Annotated in this window: 18 protein-coding genes and 1 tRNA gene; 6 read left to right on the forward strand and 13 right to left on the reverse strand. The window is 68.1% G+C overall.

Annotated elements, in window-relative coordinates:
- Positions 1-136: 136 nt before the first annotated feature.
- A complete protein-coding gene (pknB, locus tag ACIBLC_RS14130) occupies positions 137-2128 on the forward strand; it encodes a Stk1 family PASTA domain-containing Ser/Thr kinase (protein WP_399211169.1) in 1992 nt (663 codons plus the stop codon).
- 215 nt (positions 2129-2343) lie between these two features.
- On the opposite strand, the gene ACIBLC_RS14135 is transcribed toward pknB, so the two are convergent.
- From ACIBLC_RS14135 to ACIBLC_RS14160, 6 genes are all read right to left on the reverse strand, one after another.
- On the reverse strand, positions 2344-3090 hold the full coding sequence (locus ACIBLC_RS14135) for a class E sortase (protein ID WP_399211170.1): 747 nt from the start codon (positions 3088-3090) through the stop codon (positions 2344-2346).
- A gap of 109 nt (positions 3091-3199) precedes the next feature.
- Positions 3200-4687: a class E sortase gene (locus ACIBLC_RS14140; RefSeq protein WP_399211171.1), complete on the reverse strand. Its 1488-nt coding sequence runs from the start codon at positions 4685-4687 to the stop codon at positions 3200-3202.
- Complete coding sequence (locus ACIBLC_RS14145) at positions 4684-5322, reverse strand: aminodeoxychorismate/anthranilate synthase component II (protein WP_399211172.1); 639 nt, start codon at positions 5320-5322, stop codon at positions 4684-4686. The genes ACIBLC_RS14140 and ACIBLC_RS14145 overlap by 4 nt, the downstream gene beginning before the upstream one ends.
- Positions 5319-5480, reverse strand: a complete 162-nt coding sequence (locus ACIBLC_RS14150) for a hypothetical protein (protein ID WP_399211173.1) — start codon at positions 5478-5480, stop codon at positions 5319-5321. The genes ACIBLC_RS14145 and ACIBLC_RS14150 overlap by 4 nt, the downstream gene beginning before the upstream one ends.
- A gap of 31 nt (positions 5481-5511) precedes the next feature.
- Positions 5512-6249, reverse strand: a complete 738-nt coding sequence (locus tag ACIBLC_RS14155) for a class E sortase (RefSeq protein ID WP_399211174.1) — start codon at positions 6247-6249, stop codon at positions 5512-5514.
- A gap of 62 nt (positions 6250-6311) precedes the next feature.
- Entirely contained in the window at positions 6312-7091 is a 780-nt protein-coding gene (locus ACIBLC_RS14160) for a DUF881 domain-containing protein (RefSeq protein WP_399211175.1), read from the reverse strand.
- A 142-nt stretch (positions 7092-7233) separates the two neighbouring features.
- Between ACIBLC_RS14160 and crgA the strand changes: the two genes are divergently transcribed.
- Positions 7234-7488, forward strand: coding sequence for a cell division protein CrgA (crgA, locus tag ACIBLC_RS14165; protein ID WP_399211176.1), 255 nt, complete (start codon positions 7234-7236; stop codon positions 7486-7488).
- A 293-nt stretch (positions 7489-7781) separates the two neighbouring features.
- On the opposite strand, the gene ACIBLC_RS14170 is transcribed toward crgA, so the two are convergent.
- Positions 7782-8696 (reverse strand): rhomboid family intramembrane serine protease, encoded by a 915-nt coding sequence (locus ACIBLC_RS14170; protein WP_399211179.1) that lies wholly within the window; start codon positions 8694-8696, stop codon positions 7782-7784.
- A gap of 189 nt (positions 8697-8885) precedes the next feature.
- On the reverse strand, positions 8886-9419 hold the full coding sequence (locus ACIBLC_RS14175; protein ID WP_399211180.1) for a peptidylprolyl isomerase: 534 nt from the start codon (positions 9417-9419) through the stop codon (positions 8886-8888).
- A gap of 393 nt (positions 9420-9812) precedes the next feature.
- Here ACIBLC_RS14175 and ACIBLC_RS14180 point away from each other — a divergent pair, with 393 nt between their 5' ends.
- Positions 9813-10514, forward strand: coding sequence for a DUF5324 family protein (locus ACIBLC_RS14180; protein WP_399211181.1), 702 nt, complete (start codon positions 9813-9815; stop codon positions 10512-10514).
- A 286-nt stretch (positions 10515-10800) separates the two neighbouring features.
- On the opposite strand, the gene ACIBLC_RS14185 is transcribed toward ACIBLC_RS14180, so the two are convergent.
- Positions 10801-10873 (reverse strand) — tRNA-Ala (locus ACIBLC_RS14185).
- A gap of 181 nt (positions 10874-11054) precedes the next feature.
- Between ACIBLC_RS14185 and ACIBLC_RS14190 the strand changes: the two genes are divergently transcribed.
- A complete protein-coding gene (locus ACIBLC_RS14190) occupies positions 11055-11603 on the forward strand; it encodes a DNA-binding protein (RefSeq protein ID WP_266458338.1) in 549 nt (182 codons plus the stop codon).
- Between the two features lie 206 nt (positions 11604-11809).
- On the forward strand, positions 11810-13828 hold the full coding sequence (locus ACIBLC_RS14195; RefSeq protein WP_399211182.1) for a protein kinase: 2019 nt from the start codon (positions 11810-11812) through the stop codon (positions 13826-13828).
- A gap of 84 nt (positions 13829-13912) precedes the next feature.
- On the opposite strand, the gene ACIBLC_RS14200 is transcribed toward ACIBLC_RS14195, so the two are convergent.
- Both ACIBLC_RS14200 and ACIBLC_RS14205 read right to left on the reverse strand, forming a co-directional pair.
- Positions 13913-15358 carry a hypothetical protein gene (locus ACIBLC_RS14200; protein WP_399211183.1) on the reverse strand — a complete coding sequence of 482 codons (1446 nt, stop codon included), beginning with the start codon at positions 15356-15358 and terminating at the stop codon, positions 13913-13915.
- Positions 15359-15694: 336 nt separating this feature from the next.
- Complete coding sequence (locus ACIBLC_RS14205) at positions 15695-15823, reverse strand: DLW-39 family protein (RefSeq protein WP_003999697.1); 129 nt, start codon at positions 15821-15823, stop codon at positions 15695-15697.
- A gap of 339 nt (positions 15824-16162) precedes the next feature.
- On the opposite strand from ACIBLC_RS14205, the gene ACIBLC_RS14210 reads away from it, so the two are divergent.
- Positions 16163-16534, forward strand: a complete 372-nt coding sequence (locus tag ACIBLC_RS14210; protein WP_399211185.1) for a DUF6344 domain-containing protein — start codon at positions 16163-16165, stop codon at positions 16532-16534.
- Between the two features lie 22 nt (positions 16535-16556).
- On the opposite strand, the gene ACIBLC_RS14215 is transcribed toward ACIBLC_RS14210, so the two are convergent.
- Together ACIBLC_RS14215 and ACIBLC_RS14220 are read right to left on the reverse strand one after the other, a co-directional pair.
- Positions 16557-16790, reverse strand: coding sequence for a hypothetical protein (locus tag ACIBLC_RS14215; protein ID WP_399211186.1), 234 nt, complete (start codon positions 16788-16790; stop codon positions 16557-16559).
- 198 nt (positions 16791-16988) lie between these two features.
- Positions 16989-17411, reverse strand: a complete 423-nt coding sequence (locus tag ACIBLC_RS14220; RefSeq protein ID WP_399211187.1) for a helix-turn-helix domain-containing protein — start codon at positions 17409-17411, stop codon at positions 16989-16991.
- Positions 17412-17578 lie beyond the last annotated feature (167 nt).

A 17578-nucleotide genomic window follows, 5' to 3' on the forward strand; every position in this document is an offset into this window, starting at 1 on the left:
GGGATACCGGTCCTGTATCGGGTGACGATTGTGGCCAGGTCACAGACGGCGAGCCGGGTACGGTATGCCCGGACAGCACACCGCCGGACCACACAACGGTGCGGTCGGGACCGACGGAGAGGGCTGGTAGGTAGCTATGGAAGAGCCGCGTCGCCTCGGCGGCCGGTACGAGCTGGGCCACGTGCTCGGCCGTGGTGGCATGGCGGAGGTATACCTCGCGCATGACACCCGGCTCGGCCGCACGGTGGCGGTGAAGACGCTGCGAGCCGATCTCGCGCGCGACCCGTCGTTCCAGGCCCGGTTCCGCCGGGAGGCCCAGTCGGCCGCCTCGCTCAACCATCCCGCGATCGTCGCCGTGTACGACACGGGTGAGGACTACATCGACGGCACGTCCATCCCGTACATCGTGATGGAGTACGTCGACGGGTCCACGCTGCGCGAGCTGCTGCACTCGGGCCGCAGGCTGCTGCCCGAGCGCACCCTGGAGATGACCATCGGGATCCTCCAGGCCCTGGAGTACTCCCACCGTGCCGGCATCGTCCACCGCGACATCAAGCCCGCCAACGTCATGCTCACGCGCAACGGCCAGGTCAAGGTCATGGACTTCGGCATCGCCCGCGCCATGGGCGACTCCGGCATGACCATGACGCAGACATCCGCCGTCATAGGTACCGCGCAGTACCTCTCGCCGGAGCAGGCGAAGGGCGAGCAGGTCGACGCCCGCTCCGACCTGTACTCCGCGGGCTGCCTGCTGTACGAGCTGCTGACCGTCCGCCCGCCGTTCATCGGCGACTCCCCGGTCGCGGTCGCCTACCAGCACGTGCGTGAGGAACCGCAGGCCCCGAGCGTCTTCGACCCCGAGATCACGCCCGAGATGGACGCGATCGTGCTCAAGGCGCTCGTCAAGGACCCCGACTACCGCTACCAGTCCGCCGACGAGATGCGCGCCGACATCGAGGCCTGCCTCGACGGCCAGCCCGTCGCGGCCACCGCGGCCATGGGTTCCGTCGGGTACGGCGGCTACGGCGCAGACCAGGCCACCACGGCCATGCGCTCCGCGGACGCCGGCGCCACCTCCATGCTCCCCCCGACGAACCCGGACGACGGCGGCTACGGCTACGACGACCGCCCCGACCGCCGCCGCCAGAAAAAGACGAACACCTCGACGATCCTGCTCGTCGTGGCGGGCGTCCTGGTCCTCGTCGGCGCGATCCTGATCGGCAAGTGGGCGTTCAGCGGCAACAGCGCGGCCGACACGAACGTCTCCGTACCCCGCTTCGTGGACCAGACCAAGGCGGACGCGGAGAAACTGGCCGTCAACTCCGACCTGAAGCTGGCCTTCACCGAGAAGCCCTGCGAGAACCAGCCCAAGGGCAACATCTGCTCGCAGGACCCGGCCGCCGACACCGAGGTCGAGAAGCAGAGCACGGTCAACCTGGTGGTCTCGACGGGAGCGCCGAAGGTCGCGGTGCCGAGTGTCGTCGGCAAGAGCCTCGACGAGGCCAAGACGATCCTCGAAGGCGACGACTACCAGCTCGAGGTCAAGACCAAGACGCAGGAGTCCACGGAGGACCCGGACACCGTCCTGTCGCAGGACCCGATTCTCGGCAAGGAGGTGGAGAAGGGATCCACGGTCACCCTCACCATCGCCGTCGAGAAGAAGCAGTCCACGGTTCCGGACGTCCTGAACCAGTCCTGTGACGCCGCCAAGGCGCAGATGACGTCCAGCAACCTGGTCGGCAACTGCACCGAGGTGGAGACCGACGACGCCAACCAGGTCGGCAAGGTCATCAAGACCACACCGCAGGCCGGGTCGAAGGTCGACCCCGGATCCCAGGTGCAGATCGAGATCGGCAAGGCCAAGCCCAAGGAGAAGACGGCCGTGCCCAGCGTGATCGGCCAGACCGTGGCGGTCGCGAAGCAGACGCTCCAGCAGGCCGGCTTCAACAACATCGACTTCGCCGACGGCAGCGACGAGGGCGACAACGCGATCGTCCTCCAGCAGAACCCGGTCAACACCGAGGTCGACAACCCCGGTGACACGACGATCACCCTCACGACCGCCGGCACCGGCGGCGACAACGGCGGAGACAACGGCGGCGGTTTCTTCGGCGGCAACTCCGGATAGTGCCCCGCACGGAGAACTGACTCCGCCCAGCACGACAGCCAAGTCCCGGCCCCTCCCAGAGGAGCCGGGACTTCGTCGTCCGTCCGTTCGGTGAACGGCCCGCGCATCCGGCGCGGAGAAGAGAGCGCCGGCACGGCTCTGCCGGTCCGCCGGCACGGCTCTGCCGGTCCTGGAGCAGCCGCACGACGACGACCCCTCACAGGGGCCTGGTCACCTCAGCGCAGTTCCTTCGGCGGCGTCCGATCGCTGTCCACCTTCTCCACCCGCTCCAACTCCCCCCACACCACGAACCGGTACCGGGACGTGTACACGGGCGTGCACGTCGTCAGCGTGATGTATTGGCCCGGCTTCGTTCTGCCGGACTGCTCGGGGACCGACTGGAGGACCTTGACGTTGTACTTCGAGGTCTCCGGGAGGATGTCGTAGACCTTGTAGACGTACCACTTGTCCTTGGTCTCGAAGACGATCGCGTCGCCCTTTTTGAGCTTGTCGATGTTGTGGAACTTCGCGCCGTGGCCGTCGCGGTGGGCGGCGAGGGAGAAGTTGCCGTTCTTGTCACTCGTCGGCAGGGCGGACTTGACGGGGTCCGTGTAGTAGCCGGCGACGCCGTCGTTCAGGACCTCGGACGTCGTGCCCCTCTCGATCAGGACCTCGCCGTTCCTCATCGCCGGGACATGCAGGAAGCCGATGCCGGCCTTGGTGTCCAGGGCTCCCGGGCCGGTGTCCGCCGACGCCCAGTTGTCGCGGACCTTGTCGCCCTGCCGGTCCGCCGCCCGGTCCGCGACCACGTTCGTCCACCACAGGGAGTAGACGACGAACAGGCCGAGCACCACACCCGCGGTGATGAGGAGTTCACCGAAGACACTGACCGCCATCGCCAGCCGGCCGGAGCCGCGGCGTCGCGGCGCCGGCGCCGGTTCCTCGACGTCCGTACGCTCGTCGTGGTCGGTACTCGCTGCCACTGTGCATCTGCCCCGTCTGGTCTGTCTCGGGTCCGGTGGTCTGTCTCGGGTCCGGTCTGTCTCGGGTGGTCCACGTGCTCTTACTGCCGACGGCCCTGCTGTCGCGCCACTACTGGACGAGCGCTTCCGGTTTGCCCTCGCTGCGCGGCCGGTCCTCGACCATCTTGCCCCACACGATCATCCGGTACTTACTGGTGAATTCCGGTGTGCAGGTGGTGAGCGTGATGTAGCGGCCCGCCTCGGTGAAACCCGAACCCTTGGGCACCGGATCGATCACAGCCGTGTTGCTCGGACTCGTCACCGGCAGGATCGACGTCATCTTGTAGACGTAGTAGTCGTCCTGCGTCTCGACGACGATCTCGTCGCCCGGCTCGAGCTTGTTGATGTACCGGAACGGCTCCCCGTGCGTGTTCCGGTGACCCGCCAGCGCGAAGTTGCCCGTCTTGGCGTCCGGCATCGCCGTCTTCAGGCTGCCCTCCGCGTAGTGGCCCACCATCCCGCGGTCGAGCACCTTCGACTTGTTCGTGCCCTCGGCGATGGGCGTGACCACGTCCAGCTTCGGGATGTGCAGGATGGCGAAGCCCTGTCCCGGCTCGAACGTCCCCGGCTTCCCCTGGCCCGTCGCCCAGTCCTGCTGAAGATTGTTCGCGGCCTTGTCCGCCTGCTGGTGCGCCCGCACGTTCGACCACCACAACTGGTAGGTCACGAACAGCAGCATCAGCACGCCGGTGGTGATGAACACCTCACCGATCACCCGGCTCGCGATGACCGCGGCCCCAGGCTTCCGCGCCCGCTCCGCCCGCCGCGCCTCCATCCGCGTCAGAGGCGCCTCAGCGCCCTTCTCCGGCGACGCGGGCGACTCCTGGGACCCGGGGGGCTCCAGAGGCTCCTGAGCGCCTCCACGTCGCCCGTGGCGCCGCGCCGCCTTACGCCGGGCGGCACGACCACCGGGCACCGGCGCGCCCTCGGCGGCACTCCGGGCAGCGGCCCCTGCTATTCGGTCCGTGTCCGGGATGCGCAGCGCCACCGTCTCGTCGTCCAACGGCGCGGGCGCCGGGCGCGGTTGCTCGTACGGCACCGAGACAGGCTCCCGGTACGGCGGGGCGACCGGCTCCTCGTACGACGGCTGCCGCGGCCGCGTCGGCTCGGGCGCCGCGTACCGGTCGTGTACGAAGCCCTCCGGGTCGTACCACTCCTGCTCCTGGGAGCCCTGCCGCGACGGAGCCTGTCGCTCAGGCGTCTGCCGCGGAGCGGCGTGCCCTTGAGGCGCCTGCCGTGGGGGAACGGGCTGCTGAGAGGAAATGGGCTGCTCAGGAGGAGCGGACTGCTGAGGTGGGAGGGGCTGCCGAGGAGCCCGGTGCTGACCGGTGGCCGCCTGTCGCCGCCCCGGCAGCGGATCCGTCAGAGGGTCGGCCAACTGCTCGACCGCCGCCTCGAAGGCCTGGGTCGCCTCGAAAGCCTGCGCGGCCCCCAAGTCCTGGGCGGCGGCCCTCAAGTCCTGGGCCCCCGCCTCGGCGCCCTCGAACGCTTCGGCGCCCCCGTACGCGGCCTCGCCGCCGTAGGAGGAGCTCTCGCGCTCGGGGCGCAGCGCGGTCACGCCGTGGCCCTGCCCACCACCGGGGCGAGCCCCGCCGACCTCGCCACGGCCCCCTGGTATCCGCACTCCACCAGCCAGTTGGCGAGCATGCGGTGCCCGTGCTCGGTCAGAACCGACTCGGGGTGGAACTGCACACCCTCGACCGCCAGTTCACGATGCCGCAGCCCCATGATGATCCCGTCGTGGGTACGCGCCGTGACCTCGAGCTCCGCCGGCACCGTCTCCGGCTCGGCCGCGAGCGAGTGGTAGCGGGTCGCGGTGAAGGGAGAGGGCAAGCCGGCGAAAACGCCCAGGCCTCCGTGCTCCACGAGCGACGTCTTGCCGTGCAGCAACTCGGGCGCCCGGTCCACGACACCGCCGTACGCCACCTGCATCGACTGCATGCCCAGGCAGACGCCGAAGACGGGAACGCCGGTCGCCGCACAGTGCCGGACCATCTCGACACACACCCCGGCCTGCTCGGGAGCACCCGGTCCCGGCGACAGAAGCACCCCGTCGAAACCGTCCTGAGCGTGCGCCGTCGACACCTCGTCGTTGCGCAGCACCTCGCACTCCGCACCCAGCTGATAGAGGTACTGGACCAGGTTGAAGACGAAGCTGTCGTAGTTGTCGACGACGAGAATCCGGGCGCTCACTGGTTGTCCACCGTCACATCGTTGAAGGGCAGCAGCGGTTCGGCCCACGGGAAGACGTACTGGAAGAGCACGTAGACCACAGCGAGGGTCAGCACGAAGGCGATCAACGCCCTCACCCACGCGTTCCCCGGCAGATGCCGCCAGATCCAGCCGTACATGCCGTCCCTTCCGTCGCCGTACCGCACCAGACTAACGGCGTAGCGCCGTAGGTTTCCCAGCCTCCACAGGCTGTGTGGAATCAAGATGCGCCCAGACGATCAGCCGATGACTGTGCCCCCACTCCGGGTCGCACGTGGTCAACGTGAGATACCGGCCCGGACGGGTGTACCCGGATTTACGCGGCACAGGATCGATCACCTCAATGTCGGAGGGCAGCGTTTTGTAAGGGCCTTTGTCGACGCGATACGTGAACCACGTCGTCCCGTCGGTCAGCACCACCGCGTCCCCCCTCCGCAACTCGGGAAAGTCCTTGAACGGATCCCCGTACGTACGGCGGTGCCCCGCGACGGCGAAGTTCCCCGGCTGCCCGAGCTGAGCCGTGCCCCGGTAGTGGCCCAGCCCCTTCTTCAGGACGTCGGTACCGGTCCCTTCGAGGAGCGGCTTGTTCCACGTGAAACCAAGCCGGGGGATGTACATCACAGCGAAGGGCTTGCCATACGCGTACGAGGCGGGCGGCGCCGGAGACTTCGCGGGGCTCTCGCTCTGCCCGGTACTCGGACTCGGGCCTGGGTCTGAACTCCGGGGAGGGGCCGCGGCCGACGGCTGCACACTCCCCCTGGACCACTGCTCCTGGAGCTGGTCGATCTGCCGGTCCATCGCGCTGTCGGCCTTCACGCCCGTCCAGAACAGCACGTAGACCACGAAGAGCACGATCAGGGTGCCGACGGTGATGCACAGTTCACTGATCGTCCTGACGACCACTCGCACCGACACAGGGTCCCCCAGCGGCAGCAACAGCTAATCAGGCACTACTCCGCCACTACCCCGTGCTACTCCACGGGCTTCGCGTAGTGGAGATCCACTGTGCCCGAGTAGCCGGGAAGAGTCACCGTCCCGTCCTCTTCGACTTTCCATCCGAGTCCGTAGACGTTGACGTACACCATGTAGTTCTGGATCGCGGGGGAGGCGGCCAGCGCGTCCTTGAGCTTGTCCGGGTCACCGATCGCGGTGATCTTGTACGGGGGCGAGTAGACGCGGCCCTGGAGGATCAGGGTGTTGCCGACGCAGCGGACGGCGCTCGTGGAGATCAGCCGCTGGTCCATCACCTTGATGCCCTCGGCACCGGCTTCCCACATGGCGTTCACGACCGCCTGGAGGTCCTGCTGGTGGATGACCAGGTAATCGGGCTGCGGCTCGGGGTAACCGGGCAGCTTGGCCGTCGCGTTCGGCGGGGCGTCGTTGAGCGTGACCGTGAGCGCCTCGCCCTTGAGTTGCTGGGTGCCCGCGTTCTTCTCCAGCGCCGCCAGCTTGGCGTCCTCGGCGGCCGTGCTGCCGTCCTCCCGCCCGGCCAGGGAGTCGACGTCGTCACGCAGCACGCCGTTGGACTCGTCCAGCGAGGCGTTCTTGTGGCTGCGCTCCTCGATCAGGTCGGAGAGCTTGAGCAAGGAGGCGTCCGTGCGGATGTCGGTGCCCTTGGCGGTGTTGAAACTGGTGAAGAAAATGAGGCCCGCGAGGGCGAAGACGGCTGCCGTGAGTACCCGAACGGGCCGGAAACGGCGCTTACCGGCAGGAGTGGAACCCGTACCGGGAGAGTCGGCGGAATTGCTCAACGTACCCTTATCTCCTTCGGCGCCGCGGAAGCACTACGCTAACGGACGCCCGGGGGAGCTCTCAGTGTCCCCTTGTACGCTGCCCCGGAGCCCGCCCCAGTTCCCTGCGCGGCCACGCAGCGCATCGACAGGAGAGACCCTCGTGCCGAAGTCACGTATCCGCAAGAAGGCCGACTACACGCCGCCCACGGCGAAGCAGGCGACCAACATCAAGCTGACCAACCGCGGCTGGGTCGCACCGGTCATGCTGGCCATGTTCCTCATCGGCCTGGCCTGGATCGTCGTCTTCTACGTCACGGACGGCTCGCTGCCCGTCGACGGCCTCGACAACTGGAACATCGTGGTCGGCTTCGGCTTCATCGCCGCAGGCTTCGGTGTCTCCACCCAGTGGAAGTAGCCACCGGGAAGCGGCACCACGGGAGCTCCACCGCAGCTCAACGGCGCTCCGCGACAGCTCTGCCCAGGACTATCCACTGAGTTATCCACAGGTGTTATCCACACAGGTGGAAAAGAAAGAAGATCTGTGGATAACTCATCCGGGGTTGACGCCGGTCTGACAGACCTACCGGAATCCGGAAGCTTGTTCGCCCCCTGCCTGACCTGGGAAAACCCGGTTCAGCGACAGGGGGCACAGCTGTTCCCGCACAATGTGCACAAGATCCGCCACAGTCTGTGGACAACGCCGGTTACTCACACGAGCTGGGCGGTCCTGACCAGCGTCGCGACCACCACGGCGAGCAGCACCAGAGCGCACACCCCGTACTGGATCAGCGCCCTCCGCTCGCGCGGCGCGTGGACCATGGCGTAGCCGACGACGACACCGGCGACGAGGCCGCCGATGTGGGCCTGCCAGGCGATGTTGCTCCACCCGAAGGTGAAGATCAGGTTGATCACGAGCAGCGCGATGACCGGGCGCATGTCGTACCTGAGCCGGCGCATGAGGACGGCGGTCGCGCCGAAGAGGCCGAAGATCGCGCCGGAGGCGCCGAGTGAGGGTTGCAGGGGATCGGCGATCAGGTACGTGAGCGCGCTGCCCGCGAGGCCCGAGACGAAATACAGGGCGAGGTAGCGGGCGCGGCCGAGGGCCGCTTCCAGGGGGCCGCCGATCCACCACAGGCTGAGCATGTTGAACAGGATGTGGATGTAGCTGCCGTGCAGGAACATCGCCGTCAGCAGGCGGTACGGCTGTCCTTCCGCGACGCCCTGCATCTCGCCGGAGAGCCAGGCCCGCCCGAACAGGTCGAAGCTGTCGGTGAAGCGGTCGCCCAGGGACAGTTGAACCAGGAAGGCGGCGAGGTTGATCCCGATCAGGACTTTGGTGACGAGCCGGGGGTCCGCGGTGACCGTGCCGCCCGCGAGGGTGCGGGGCTGGGTGGCTGTCGCGGGGTGTCCGGTGCCGGAGCCTTCGCGGACGCAGTCCGGGCACTGGAAGCCGACGGAGGCGCTGACCATGCAGTCGGTGCAGATCGGTCGCTCGCAGCGGGTGCAGCGGATGCCTGTCTCGCGGTCCGGGTGCCGGTAGCAGGTGGGCGGGCCCTCGGCGTCCTGCGGTCCCTGATCCCCGGGGCCCTGTGGGTCCTGGGGGCTGCCTGGCGCCTGGTCCATGGGGTCCCCTCATTCGGTCGTACGCAATGCACCGCCCCGTCCATCCATACGGATGAACGGGGCGTTTGGTTCCCTGCGGGAGCGTACAGACTCTGCCGCGCACCCGGCGATCCCTCGGGGCTCAGTCCTCGTTGCTCAGCCCTTGTTGCTGAGTCCTCGTTGCCCAGCCTTCGGTGCCCTGCCGGGGGGTCAGGCCTCGCGGGTCTCGACGACGACCGATTCGATGACGACGTCGTTGACGGGGCGGTCGGTGCGGGGGTTGGTCTTGGCGCCGGCGATGGCGTCCACGACCTTCTGGCTGGCCGCGTCGGTGACCTCGCCGAAGATGGTGTGCTTGCGGGACAGCCACGCCGTCGGGGAGACGGTGATGAAGAACTGCGAGCCGTTGGTGGCCGGGCCGGCGTTGGCCATGGCCATCAGGTAGGGCTTGTCGAAGGCGAGGTCGGGGTGGAACTCGTCCTCGAACTGGTAGCCCGGGCCGCCGGTGCCGTTGCCGAGCGGGTCGCCGCCCTGGATCATGAAGCCGCTGATCACGCGGTGGAAGACCGTGCCGTCGTAGAGCTTGTCGGTGGACTTCTCACCCGTCTCCGGGTTGACCCACTCGCGCTCGCCGGTGGCGAGTTCGACGAAGTTCCGGACCGTCTTGGGCGCGTGGTTCGGCAGGAGCCGGACTTCGATGTCGCCGTTGTTGGTCTTCAGGGTGGCGTAGAGCTGCTCAGCCACGATCTGCCTTCCGTTGCCTTCTTTTGACTCTGCGATCCTCGCACGGCCGGGACCGCGCGTCGCCCGGCCACCGCCTGTGGGCGGACATCCGGGTGTCGGCCCGTTCGCAGAAATCCGGCCGAGTCCTCTCCGTATCGGGGCGGGGTGCGGCGATCCGTGGCATTGTCGACGACAAGCTCCCGTTGCCCTGTATTCATGCGCTATTGCAGTTGATCGACACGTGAGCGGTCTCGATCCGAGCTCACCGGGAGTCCGCCCGTGACCCGGATGCCCGCCCTCACATGCCTCGGTCCCGTCAGGCGGGCATGATCCGGTTGAGGGGGGAAAGGTGAACTGTGTGTCTTTGGGGGTACTCAGAATCCCCGACGTACGCCACCGAGGAGGAGGAAACCCGTGACCCGCATCGACAGCGTGCGCGCCGCGAGCGGCTCGGCGAAGGAGAGCGTGCTGCACGCCGCGGAAGTGGTGGCGCCTTACGCCGACACGGCCAAGGACAAGGCATCGCAGTATGCGCACGAGGCGCGTGTGCGTCTCGCGCCGAAGGTGTCGCAGGCCGCCGACCAGGCCCGCGTGCAGTACGACGCCCATCTCGCCCCGCGCGTTGAGCAGGCCCGTACGCATGTGCCGCCGAAGGTCGACCAGGCGACCCACGAAGCCGTCGTCCGCACCCGTAAGGCGGCTCGGCAGGCTGCTGACTATTCCAAGCCGAGGATCGAGCAGGCTGTGGCCGCGGCCCAGCCCGTTCGGGAGGAGGCCGCTTCGCGTGGTGTGGCTGCACTGGCCGCGCTGCGTGGTCAGGTCTCGCCGAGGGAGATCCAGAAGCTGGTCCGTAAGCACGAGCGGCGGGCGCGAGCCGGTCGTGTCGTCAAGGGACTGGCCGTTCTGGGGATTCTGACGGGCGGTGCCTACGCGGCCTGGAAGTGGTGGGACAAGCAGGCCAACCCCGACTGGCTGGTCGAGCCGCCTGCCGCGACAGAGGTGCCCGAGCCGGGTCACCTGACGTCGGTCGACGGCAGTGGCCAGGCCGGTCTGGATCCCGAGGTCCAGGCCAAGCAGGCCGAGGAGGAGGCGGCGGGGCACGATGACCGTCCCTGATCTCTGCGCCTGAGTTCTGATCTCTGTATCGACATCGCTGTGGGGCAGGAGCCTTGAAGGTCTCCTGCCCCACAGCGATGTTTCACGTGGAACCAGCACGGGTCCTGCCCAGCGACGAGGTTGTTTCACGTGGAACGGGCGGCGGCCCGTGCCCCCGAGAGGTACTGAAAGCGGTGGGCGGACGGACACTCACCGCATCCTCTGATGTTCTCCCGGGCCGTCGCCCTTGCTGCGCAAAAAGCCCCTCCGCTCTGCGTTTCCGCAGCTCGGAGGGGCTTTTCTGATGTGGAGCCTAGGGGAGTCGAACCCCTGACATCTGCCATGCAAAGACAGCGCTCTACCAACTGAGCTAAGGCCCCGGAAGTGGAACGACCGGCCGAAAGAACACCTTCCGACTGGCGCCGCAGACCAGAGTACCGGGTCACCCCCGGGTTCTCGCAAAAAGATTGGGGGTCCCCGTGGACGACCACTCTCCGTAAGATGCTCGGCGTGGTTCGCGACAGCGAACCGCGGTATTTGGGGAAGCGATGGGGAGACGCAATGGACGCCGCACAACAAGAAGCAACCGCGAGAGCGCGGGAGCTTCAGCGGAACTGGTACGGGGAGCCGTTGGGGGCGCTCTTCCGTAGGCTCATAGACGATCTGGGGCTCAACCAGGCGCGTCTTGCCGGGGTGCTGGGCCTGTCCGCACCCATGTTGTCGCAGCTGATGAGCGGTCAGCGCGCCAAGATCGGCAATCCGGCGGTGGTACAGCGTGTGCAGCTGTTGCAGGACCTGGCGGGGCAGGTCGTGGACGGCAGCGTGAGCGCCGCTGAGGCTACCGAGCGCATGGACGAGATCAAGAAGTCGCAGGGGGGCTCGGTGCTCAGCAACACCACTCAGTCGACGAGCAGTTCGGGTGCGCCCACGGTCAAGCGGGTGGTCCGTGAGATTCAGTCACTTCTTCGTTCGGTAGCAGCCGCGGGGGACATCATCGACGCGGCGGACACTCTCGCCCCGACCCACCCCGAGCTGGCAGAGTTTCTCCGGGTGTACGGCGCCGGCCGCACCTCTGACGCGGTCGCGCACTACCAGTCGCACCAGAGCTGAGCCGAAGCCCGGCCGCCGTACAGCAGGCGCCCGGAGCTCGCGAGGTCTCCGGACGCCGCACGTCAGCAGCCGGGCGTCTCATGAGGTCGACGCGGCCGGGTGCCTCTGTGAAGTCCTGACTGTCCGGTACTTCACAGAGGTCGAGGCGTCCGCGCACGTCGGAAGAGGTCACCGGACCGACTACCGCAGGGGGGCGACGCACGACCATGGGTGAGGTCTTCGCCGGCCGGTACGAACTGGTCGACCCGATCGGGCACGGGGGAGTCGGTGCGGTCTGGCGCGCCTGGGATCACCGGCGGCGCCGGTATGTGGCCGCCAAGGTGTTGCAGCAGAGCGACGCGCACGCGCTGCTGCGTTTCGTACGGGAGCAGGCGATGCGGATCGATCATCCGCATGTCCTCGCTCCGGCGAGCTGGGCCGCCGACGACGACAAGGTCCTGTTCACGATGGATCTGGTCGCCGGGGGATCGCTGGTCCACCTGGTCGCGGACTACGGCCCCCTGCCACCGCTCTTCGTCTGTACCCTGCTCGACCAGCTTCTGTCCGGGCTCACCGCCGTGCACGCCGAGGGGGTCGTGCACCGGGACATCAAGCCCGCCAACGTGCTGCTCGAGGCGACCGGCAGAGCCCGGCCACGGCTGCGTCTGTCCGACTTCGGGATCGCGATGCGGCTGGGCGAGCCGCGGCTGACGGAGACCAACTACGTGGTGGGGACGCCCGGTTACTTCGCTCCCGAGCAGATGCTGGGTGCGGAGCCGGACTTTCCCGCTGATCTGTTCGCGGTAGGTCTTGTCGCCCTGTATCTGCTGGAGGGTGCCAGGCCCGATGCCAAGGCATTGATCGAGTACTTCGCGGAGAACGGCACGCCGGCGGCGCCGCGGGGAATCCCCGAGCCGCTGTGGCAGGTCGTAGCCACGCTGGTGCAGCCCGACCCGCAGGCGCGGTTCCGTACCGCCACGGGGGCGCGCAAGGCGCTCGCCTCGGCCGCCGAGCTGCTCCCCGAGCCTGGCCTCGACGACGAGTTGATCGACGTCTTCGACCAACTCGGGCCGCTTCCGGATGGGTTCGGCCCTGCCGGACCGCTCGGGACCACCTCGGGCAGGCGTACCGCCGACGTACCGCTTCGGCCTCGGTCGACGGCCACGGCGGCACAACTCGGTTCGGGGGAAGCGCCGCCGGAGGTGGATTCTGCCGCTGGCCTCGCTCCTGGCCCTGCCCGTGACTCCGGCCATGCGGGAGCTGACGCCGGGGTTGGCAATGGTTCTCGCGGCCGGCCTGAGGATTTGGCCGACCCAGGAGTCCCGGCCCGGCCAGGGGCTGCGGGCGGGCCAGCGCTCGGCCCCGTTCCCGGCTCCTCCTCCGACTCTGACTTCAAGTCCCGGCAACCGGGCTCGGGCCTCGGCTCTGACCCGGATTCCAGCGCTGGCTCGGATTCCAGCGCTGGCTCCGGCTCCGGCTCCGGCTCCGGCTCCGGCTCCGGCTCCGGCCCATGGCATCACAGCTCGGGTCCCCTGTCCCAGATGCCCGCCTCCGGTGCCACATGGCCAGAGCTCGGCACCGGCGGCGTACAACCAGAGCTCGGCTTCGATGGCGTACGCCCTGAGTCCGCCAACGATCACGGACAGCCGGGGCCCGTCCCCGGCAACGTACGACCGGATACCGCGGCCAGTCCTGGTGCCACACCCCCGCACCCCGCATCCACCCCGGCCCCCGTCCCCCCGCGGCCCTCCGCGATGTCGGAGACCGGAAGCTTCCACCTCCCCCCACCCCAGGCCGCCGCCCCCAACGCGCAGCCTCAACACGAGCCACGCCAGCCCCAGCCCCAGCCCCAGCAGGTATGGCACGAGACGCAGTACCGCCCCGCCCCCCACCAGCAACCGCAACAGCCCGAGCAGCCGCCCACTCCCCCCACCGCGGTCCAGTTCCCGGCTCCGACTCCCCTCCAAGCGCAGCCGTTCGACCCGACGCCCACCCCCACTCAAGTGCCGGCCTCCCCCCATCAACCCCAGCCCCCGTCCGTCCCGATACCGCAGCACGCGTACGCCCCTACTGGTTCATACACCGCTCAGTCCCCGCAGGTTCCGCCTCGGGCGGGGGCATTCTCGGAGCGGGTGGCCGGGCGGGCGCGACCACGTCCGGGGCCTCCCGCGAAGGTGGCCGTCCCGATCCTGCTTCTCGCGCTGGCCTGCTTCGCGGTGGGTATCTGGGCGTTGACCCGGATCTGAGCGCGCCCGTGCGGGGCGGCGACTCGCGGCCGGCCGGCCGTCCTGCCGGTGCCGTCCTGCCGGTGACCTGCTACCGGTGCACTGCTACCGGTGCCGCGGCGCCCGATGGTCTCTGGGAGCCGATGTCCGCGGGGCCGGCACCGTATTCGCGTCCGCCGACGCCGGCGCCGCCCGTCGGCGCGCGACCACGGTCCACATCCCGAGCGCCAGCATCAGAACGCTCCCCGAGCCGATCCCGACCGCCGCTACCAGCTTCATCGTGGCGGTGTCACTACTGCCACCGTTGCCGCCGCCTACGCCTCCAGCTTCGACGCCCGCCGCGTCGTCGAGATCCCCCGAGGGAACTTCGAACGCGTTCCGGGGCTGCGCCTGTCCCGAGTAGGCCGGCCCCGCCTGCGCGGTGCCGGCCACCCGTACCCGCAGTGTCAGTCCGAACGGCCCGTCACCGAACCTGTCCGCGACCTGCCCGGCGAGATGGACCACGAGGTAGTAGGAGCCGGCGAACCGCACCCCGGTCACGCGGTTGCTGCCGGCATAGCGGTTTTCGTAGGTGACGGGAGGCAGTGGATCGAGCGCGGCCGAGCGCTGGCTGCCGTCGTAGCCGGAGCCCACGTCGTCGACGAAGCCCCGTACGGGGTTGTAGAGGGACATGGCCAGGGCGTTGCCCAGATAGCCGTTGTCGCCGCTGTTCGTGCTGCCCAGTTCGGCTGTGGTGTAGAGCTGTTGTCCCCAGTCGACCGGCACCTTGTAGAAGACGGTCTGTCCGGGGCTGATCTCGTCCTGCCAGACCCCCTGTCGCAGGCTGGTCGCCCGGGTGAAGCCCGCGCCGCCTCTGCGGGGTTTCGGGTCACCCGCGAGAGCGTCGGGCGAGGCGGAGTTCCAGGTCTCGGCCGCGCTCGTAGAACCGGCCTTCTTCAGGATCGGCTCCGACACGTAGTTGAGCTCCAGGTCCCAGTCTCCGGAGGAGGACCCTTCCGTGCCGCTGCGCTCGACGACCGCGTAATACGTCCCGGGCGTCTGGCAGGCGTACTGGTCGCTGCCGATCTCACGCGATCCCCAGGCGGCAACGGGGTGGGAGCTCTGGGTGGCACCGAAGTGGGTGGTTCCTGAGTAGGAGCAGTTGCGGCTGTTGGCGTCCTGTACGGAGACCCTGATGCCGTCCCCGTAGGTGACCTTTTCGCCGGAACCGGGGACGGCGGTGGCGGAGACGTACGCGTTGGCCGTGGTGTCGAGTTCGAGACGGTAGTAGAGCTTGCCGTCCCTCTCTATGGAGCTCTTGTACGTCTTTCCTGGCTCCAGGCGTACGGAGTCGGTGGTGTCCGCGGTGCCTTCGACGGGGGTGGCGTCCTCGGCGAAGGCGTACGGCTTCGGAGCGCCGGCGGCTCTCTGCTGCGTGTCGGCAGCGGTGGCCTCGGCCGCCGGTGTGAGTGTCGCGCAAAGGGCCGCTGCGGCGATCGTCGTCACCGTGGTGAGCACGAGCGACCGGCCGTGCCACGACGCCGCACGCCACCGCACTCTGCGCCGCCCCATCGCGCGCCACCCCTCGTAGTAGGCCTGTACGTAAGCCTGTACGTAACGAAGGCATGCCCTCGGCCGTGTCCGTCGGCGGGTGAACCGCCGTACGCACAGCCGTGGCCGCCCCTGGACCGTGGCCCATCCTGCCCCGGCCGCCACCTCGTTACCCGTGCTATCCGGACGAGCGGCCGAAAGACCCCTCTACGTAGCAGGCGAATTTGCTGCCGTAATGAAATTGCTTGCCCTTGTGAACCCGAACCCCCGGACGGCACGAACCCGGGCGACACAAAACCCCGACCGCGAGGCGGCCGGGGTCTGCTCTGGGACTGCTGTCTCGACTGTTGTCGCTACTCAGGAACCCGTGGGCACGGAGTCAGTCGCCTCCGTCCACAGATCCTGCTCGGCGCGATCCGCCTGGATCTGGCGGTACACGAGGAGTCCGCCGATGGCGGCCAGTGCGACCAGGAGGAGCTTCTTCACCGCGCGACCTCGTCTTTCCTTGACGTTGGGGACCTCTGGCGCCCGACTATACACACCGACCGATATCGATCGGTGACCTGCGTCGGCGGCCAACTCGCCACCGGGGCAGCGCATTAGAGGCGAGGGAAACCCATCCGGCCAAAGGGTGATCGCCCCCCTTCGGAAGGTGACCACGTCAGCTCCCGAAGCCCTCTTCTCCGGACTTTCGGACCTCATGCGTCCGTCCGAGTGACGTTCATCGGAAGATCGACACACGCCGAGCGTCGGTCCACCACTCGACGATCCCCATACACATCATGAGGAAAGTACGCAAATCACCCGACCCGAAAGTGAGGGACCATGGCCAGGAATCAGCTCATGAAGCTGTGGACCGCGATCGTCACGCTTCTCCTCTCCCTGTGCACGGCGGCCGGATTCGTCACGACGACCGCCGCCGCGGCCGTACCCCAGTCAGTGCCCGTCCGCAACAGCGGGACCCCCGTCACGACGGTTCCGACGGTGCCGCTCTTGTCCGGGGCACCTGATCGGGGCCTGCCTCCGACGATGAAGCAGCGCATCCGAGCCGAAGCCCATGGCTCGTCTCCCTCCTGCCGCCATCGCCCGCCCCTGGACGCGACCGAGTCCGAGGCCGCCGACTTGTCCGCCACCACAGGCTCGACGGCGGAATCCGGATCCACCAGCGCGGACGACTGCCTCACCGGCGCACGATGACCGTCATGTGCCGCGCCGGACGTCAGAGGGCGTCAGCAGATCTGCCGGAACCCTGCAGAGCGAGTTCGCCAGGCAGTTCGACGCGCGTACCGCAGAAGCAGAACAGTGCGGCCTCGGCGGTGGCCGGCGCGCCCAGATCGATCGTGAGGATCTCCCGCAGTTCCCGGAACAGCTCGGCTGTCCCACTGCCCCTCGCGACCAGGATGCTCATTTCGTCGGGATCCCAGATGGCGATCTTCGGCAAGTCGTCCGCCACGCGAATCAGGATGCACACAGCTACCTCCCCAGGGATGCACACGAGCATGGAGTGATCCCGCTCCGGGAGGCCAGCGGACAGCCAATCGTACTCGCGCCCGTGTGCCGTCGATCAGCTCTCGGGATATCCCGAAGAGATGTGCCGGACCGGGGAGAACGTGGATACAAAGCACTCGGTTCGGAGCTGTGTCAGTGACCTTCAGATGGCGCGGCTGAGCTGGAGCATCGCCTCGGCGTTCTTGACCAGGTCACGCTGCCTGGACTCGGGCAGCTGGCGGTAGAGCCGGAGCAGTTGAGCCTCTCGCTCGTCACCACTAGGTCCGGGTACCGGTCGTCCGACGGAAGCGAAGAACTCCCGCGGCGTGGTCTTCACACCCCAGCGGCGGAACACCTCGACCATCGCCCGCAGTTTGTCGGGGTCGATGCGGGATGTGCCACGGGTCCGGTTCACCCACGCGTTGAGCGTCGGGTACGAGATGCCGGCCTGCTCGGCCAGATCCTTCTGCGTCCGGCCCTGTGCTTGGGCAAGAAGGCGTTCCAACAGTGCGGCCAGGTCTTCACCCCCGTGGGCGAGGTCCTTGCCGGAGCCGGGTTCGCCGGATGGATGAGGGCGCTTCGTCACGTTTCCGAGCATCGACCAACAACATCCACATGCGCAAGTAGATCGCAGATCGACATGCGGTTTTCGGGGAACAGGAAGCATTCAGCTCTGCCCACGTGCTACACGCACGCCCGTCGAACCTTCGGCCCACCTGGACTCTTCCCGTTTGACATAATCTACATCTACAT

It is taken from the genome of Streptomyces sp. NPDC050535 (assembly GCF_044457665.1).
Lineage (GTDB): Bacteria > Actinomycetota > Actinomycetes > Streptomycetales > Streptomycetaceae > Streptomyces.

What these genes read in the sequence shown, in the direction of transcription:
- pknB (WP_399211169.1), top strand. Translation starts at nt 137, where the DNA reads ATGGAAGAGCCGCGTCGCCTCGGCGGCCGGTACGAGCTGGGCCACGTG.
- ACIBLC_RS14150 (WP_399211173.1), bottom strand. Translation starts at nt 5,480, where the DNA reads ATGTACGGCTGGATCTGGCGGCATCTGCCGGGGAACGCGTGGGTGAGG.
- ACIBLC_RS14170 (WP_399211179.1), bottom strand. Translation starts at nt 8,696, where the DNA reads ATGGACCAGGCGCCAGGCAGCCCCCAGGACCCACAGGGCCCCGGGGAT.
- ACIBLC_RS14190 (WP_266458338.1), top strand. Translation starts at nt 11,055, where the DNA reads ATGGACGCCGCACAACAAGAAGCAACCGCGAGAGCGCGGGAGCTTCAG.
- ACIBLC_RS14195 (WP_399211182.1), top strand. Translation starts at nt 11,810, where the DNA reads ATGGGTGAGGTCTTCGCCGGCCGGTACGAACTGGTCGACCCGATCGGG.
- ACIBLC_RS14200 (WP_399211183.1), bottom strand. Translation starts at nt 15,358, where the DNA reads ATGGGGCGGCGCAGAGTGCGGTGGCGTGCGGCGTCGTGGCACGGCCGG.
- ACIBLC_RS14210 (WP_399211185.1), top strand. Translation starts at nt 16,163, where the DNA reads ATGGCCAGGAATCAGCTCATGAAGCTGTGGACCGCGATCGTCACGCTT.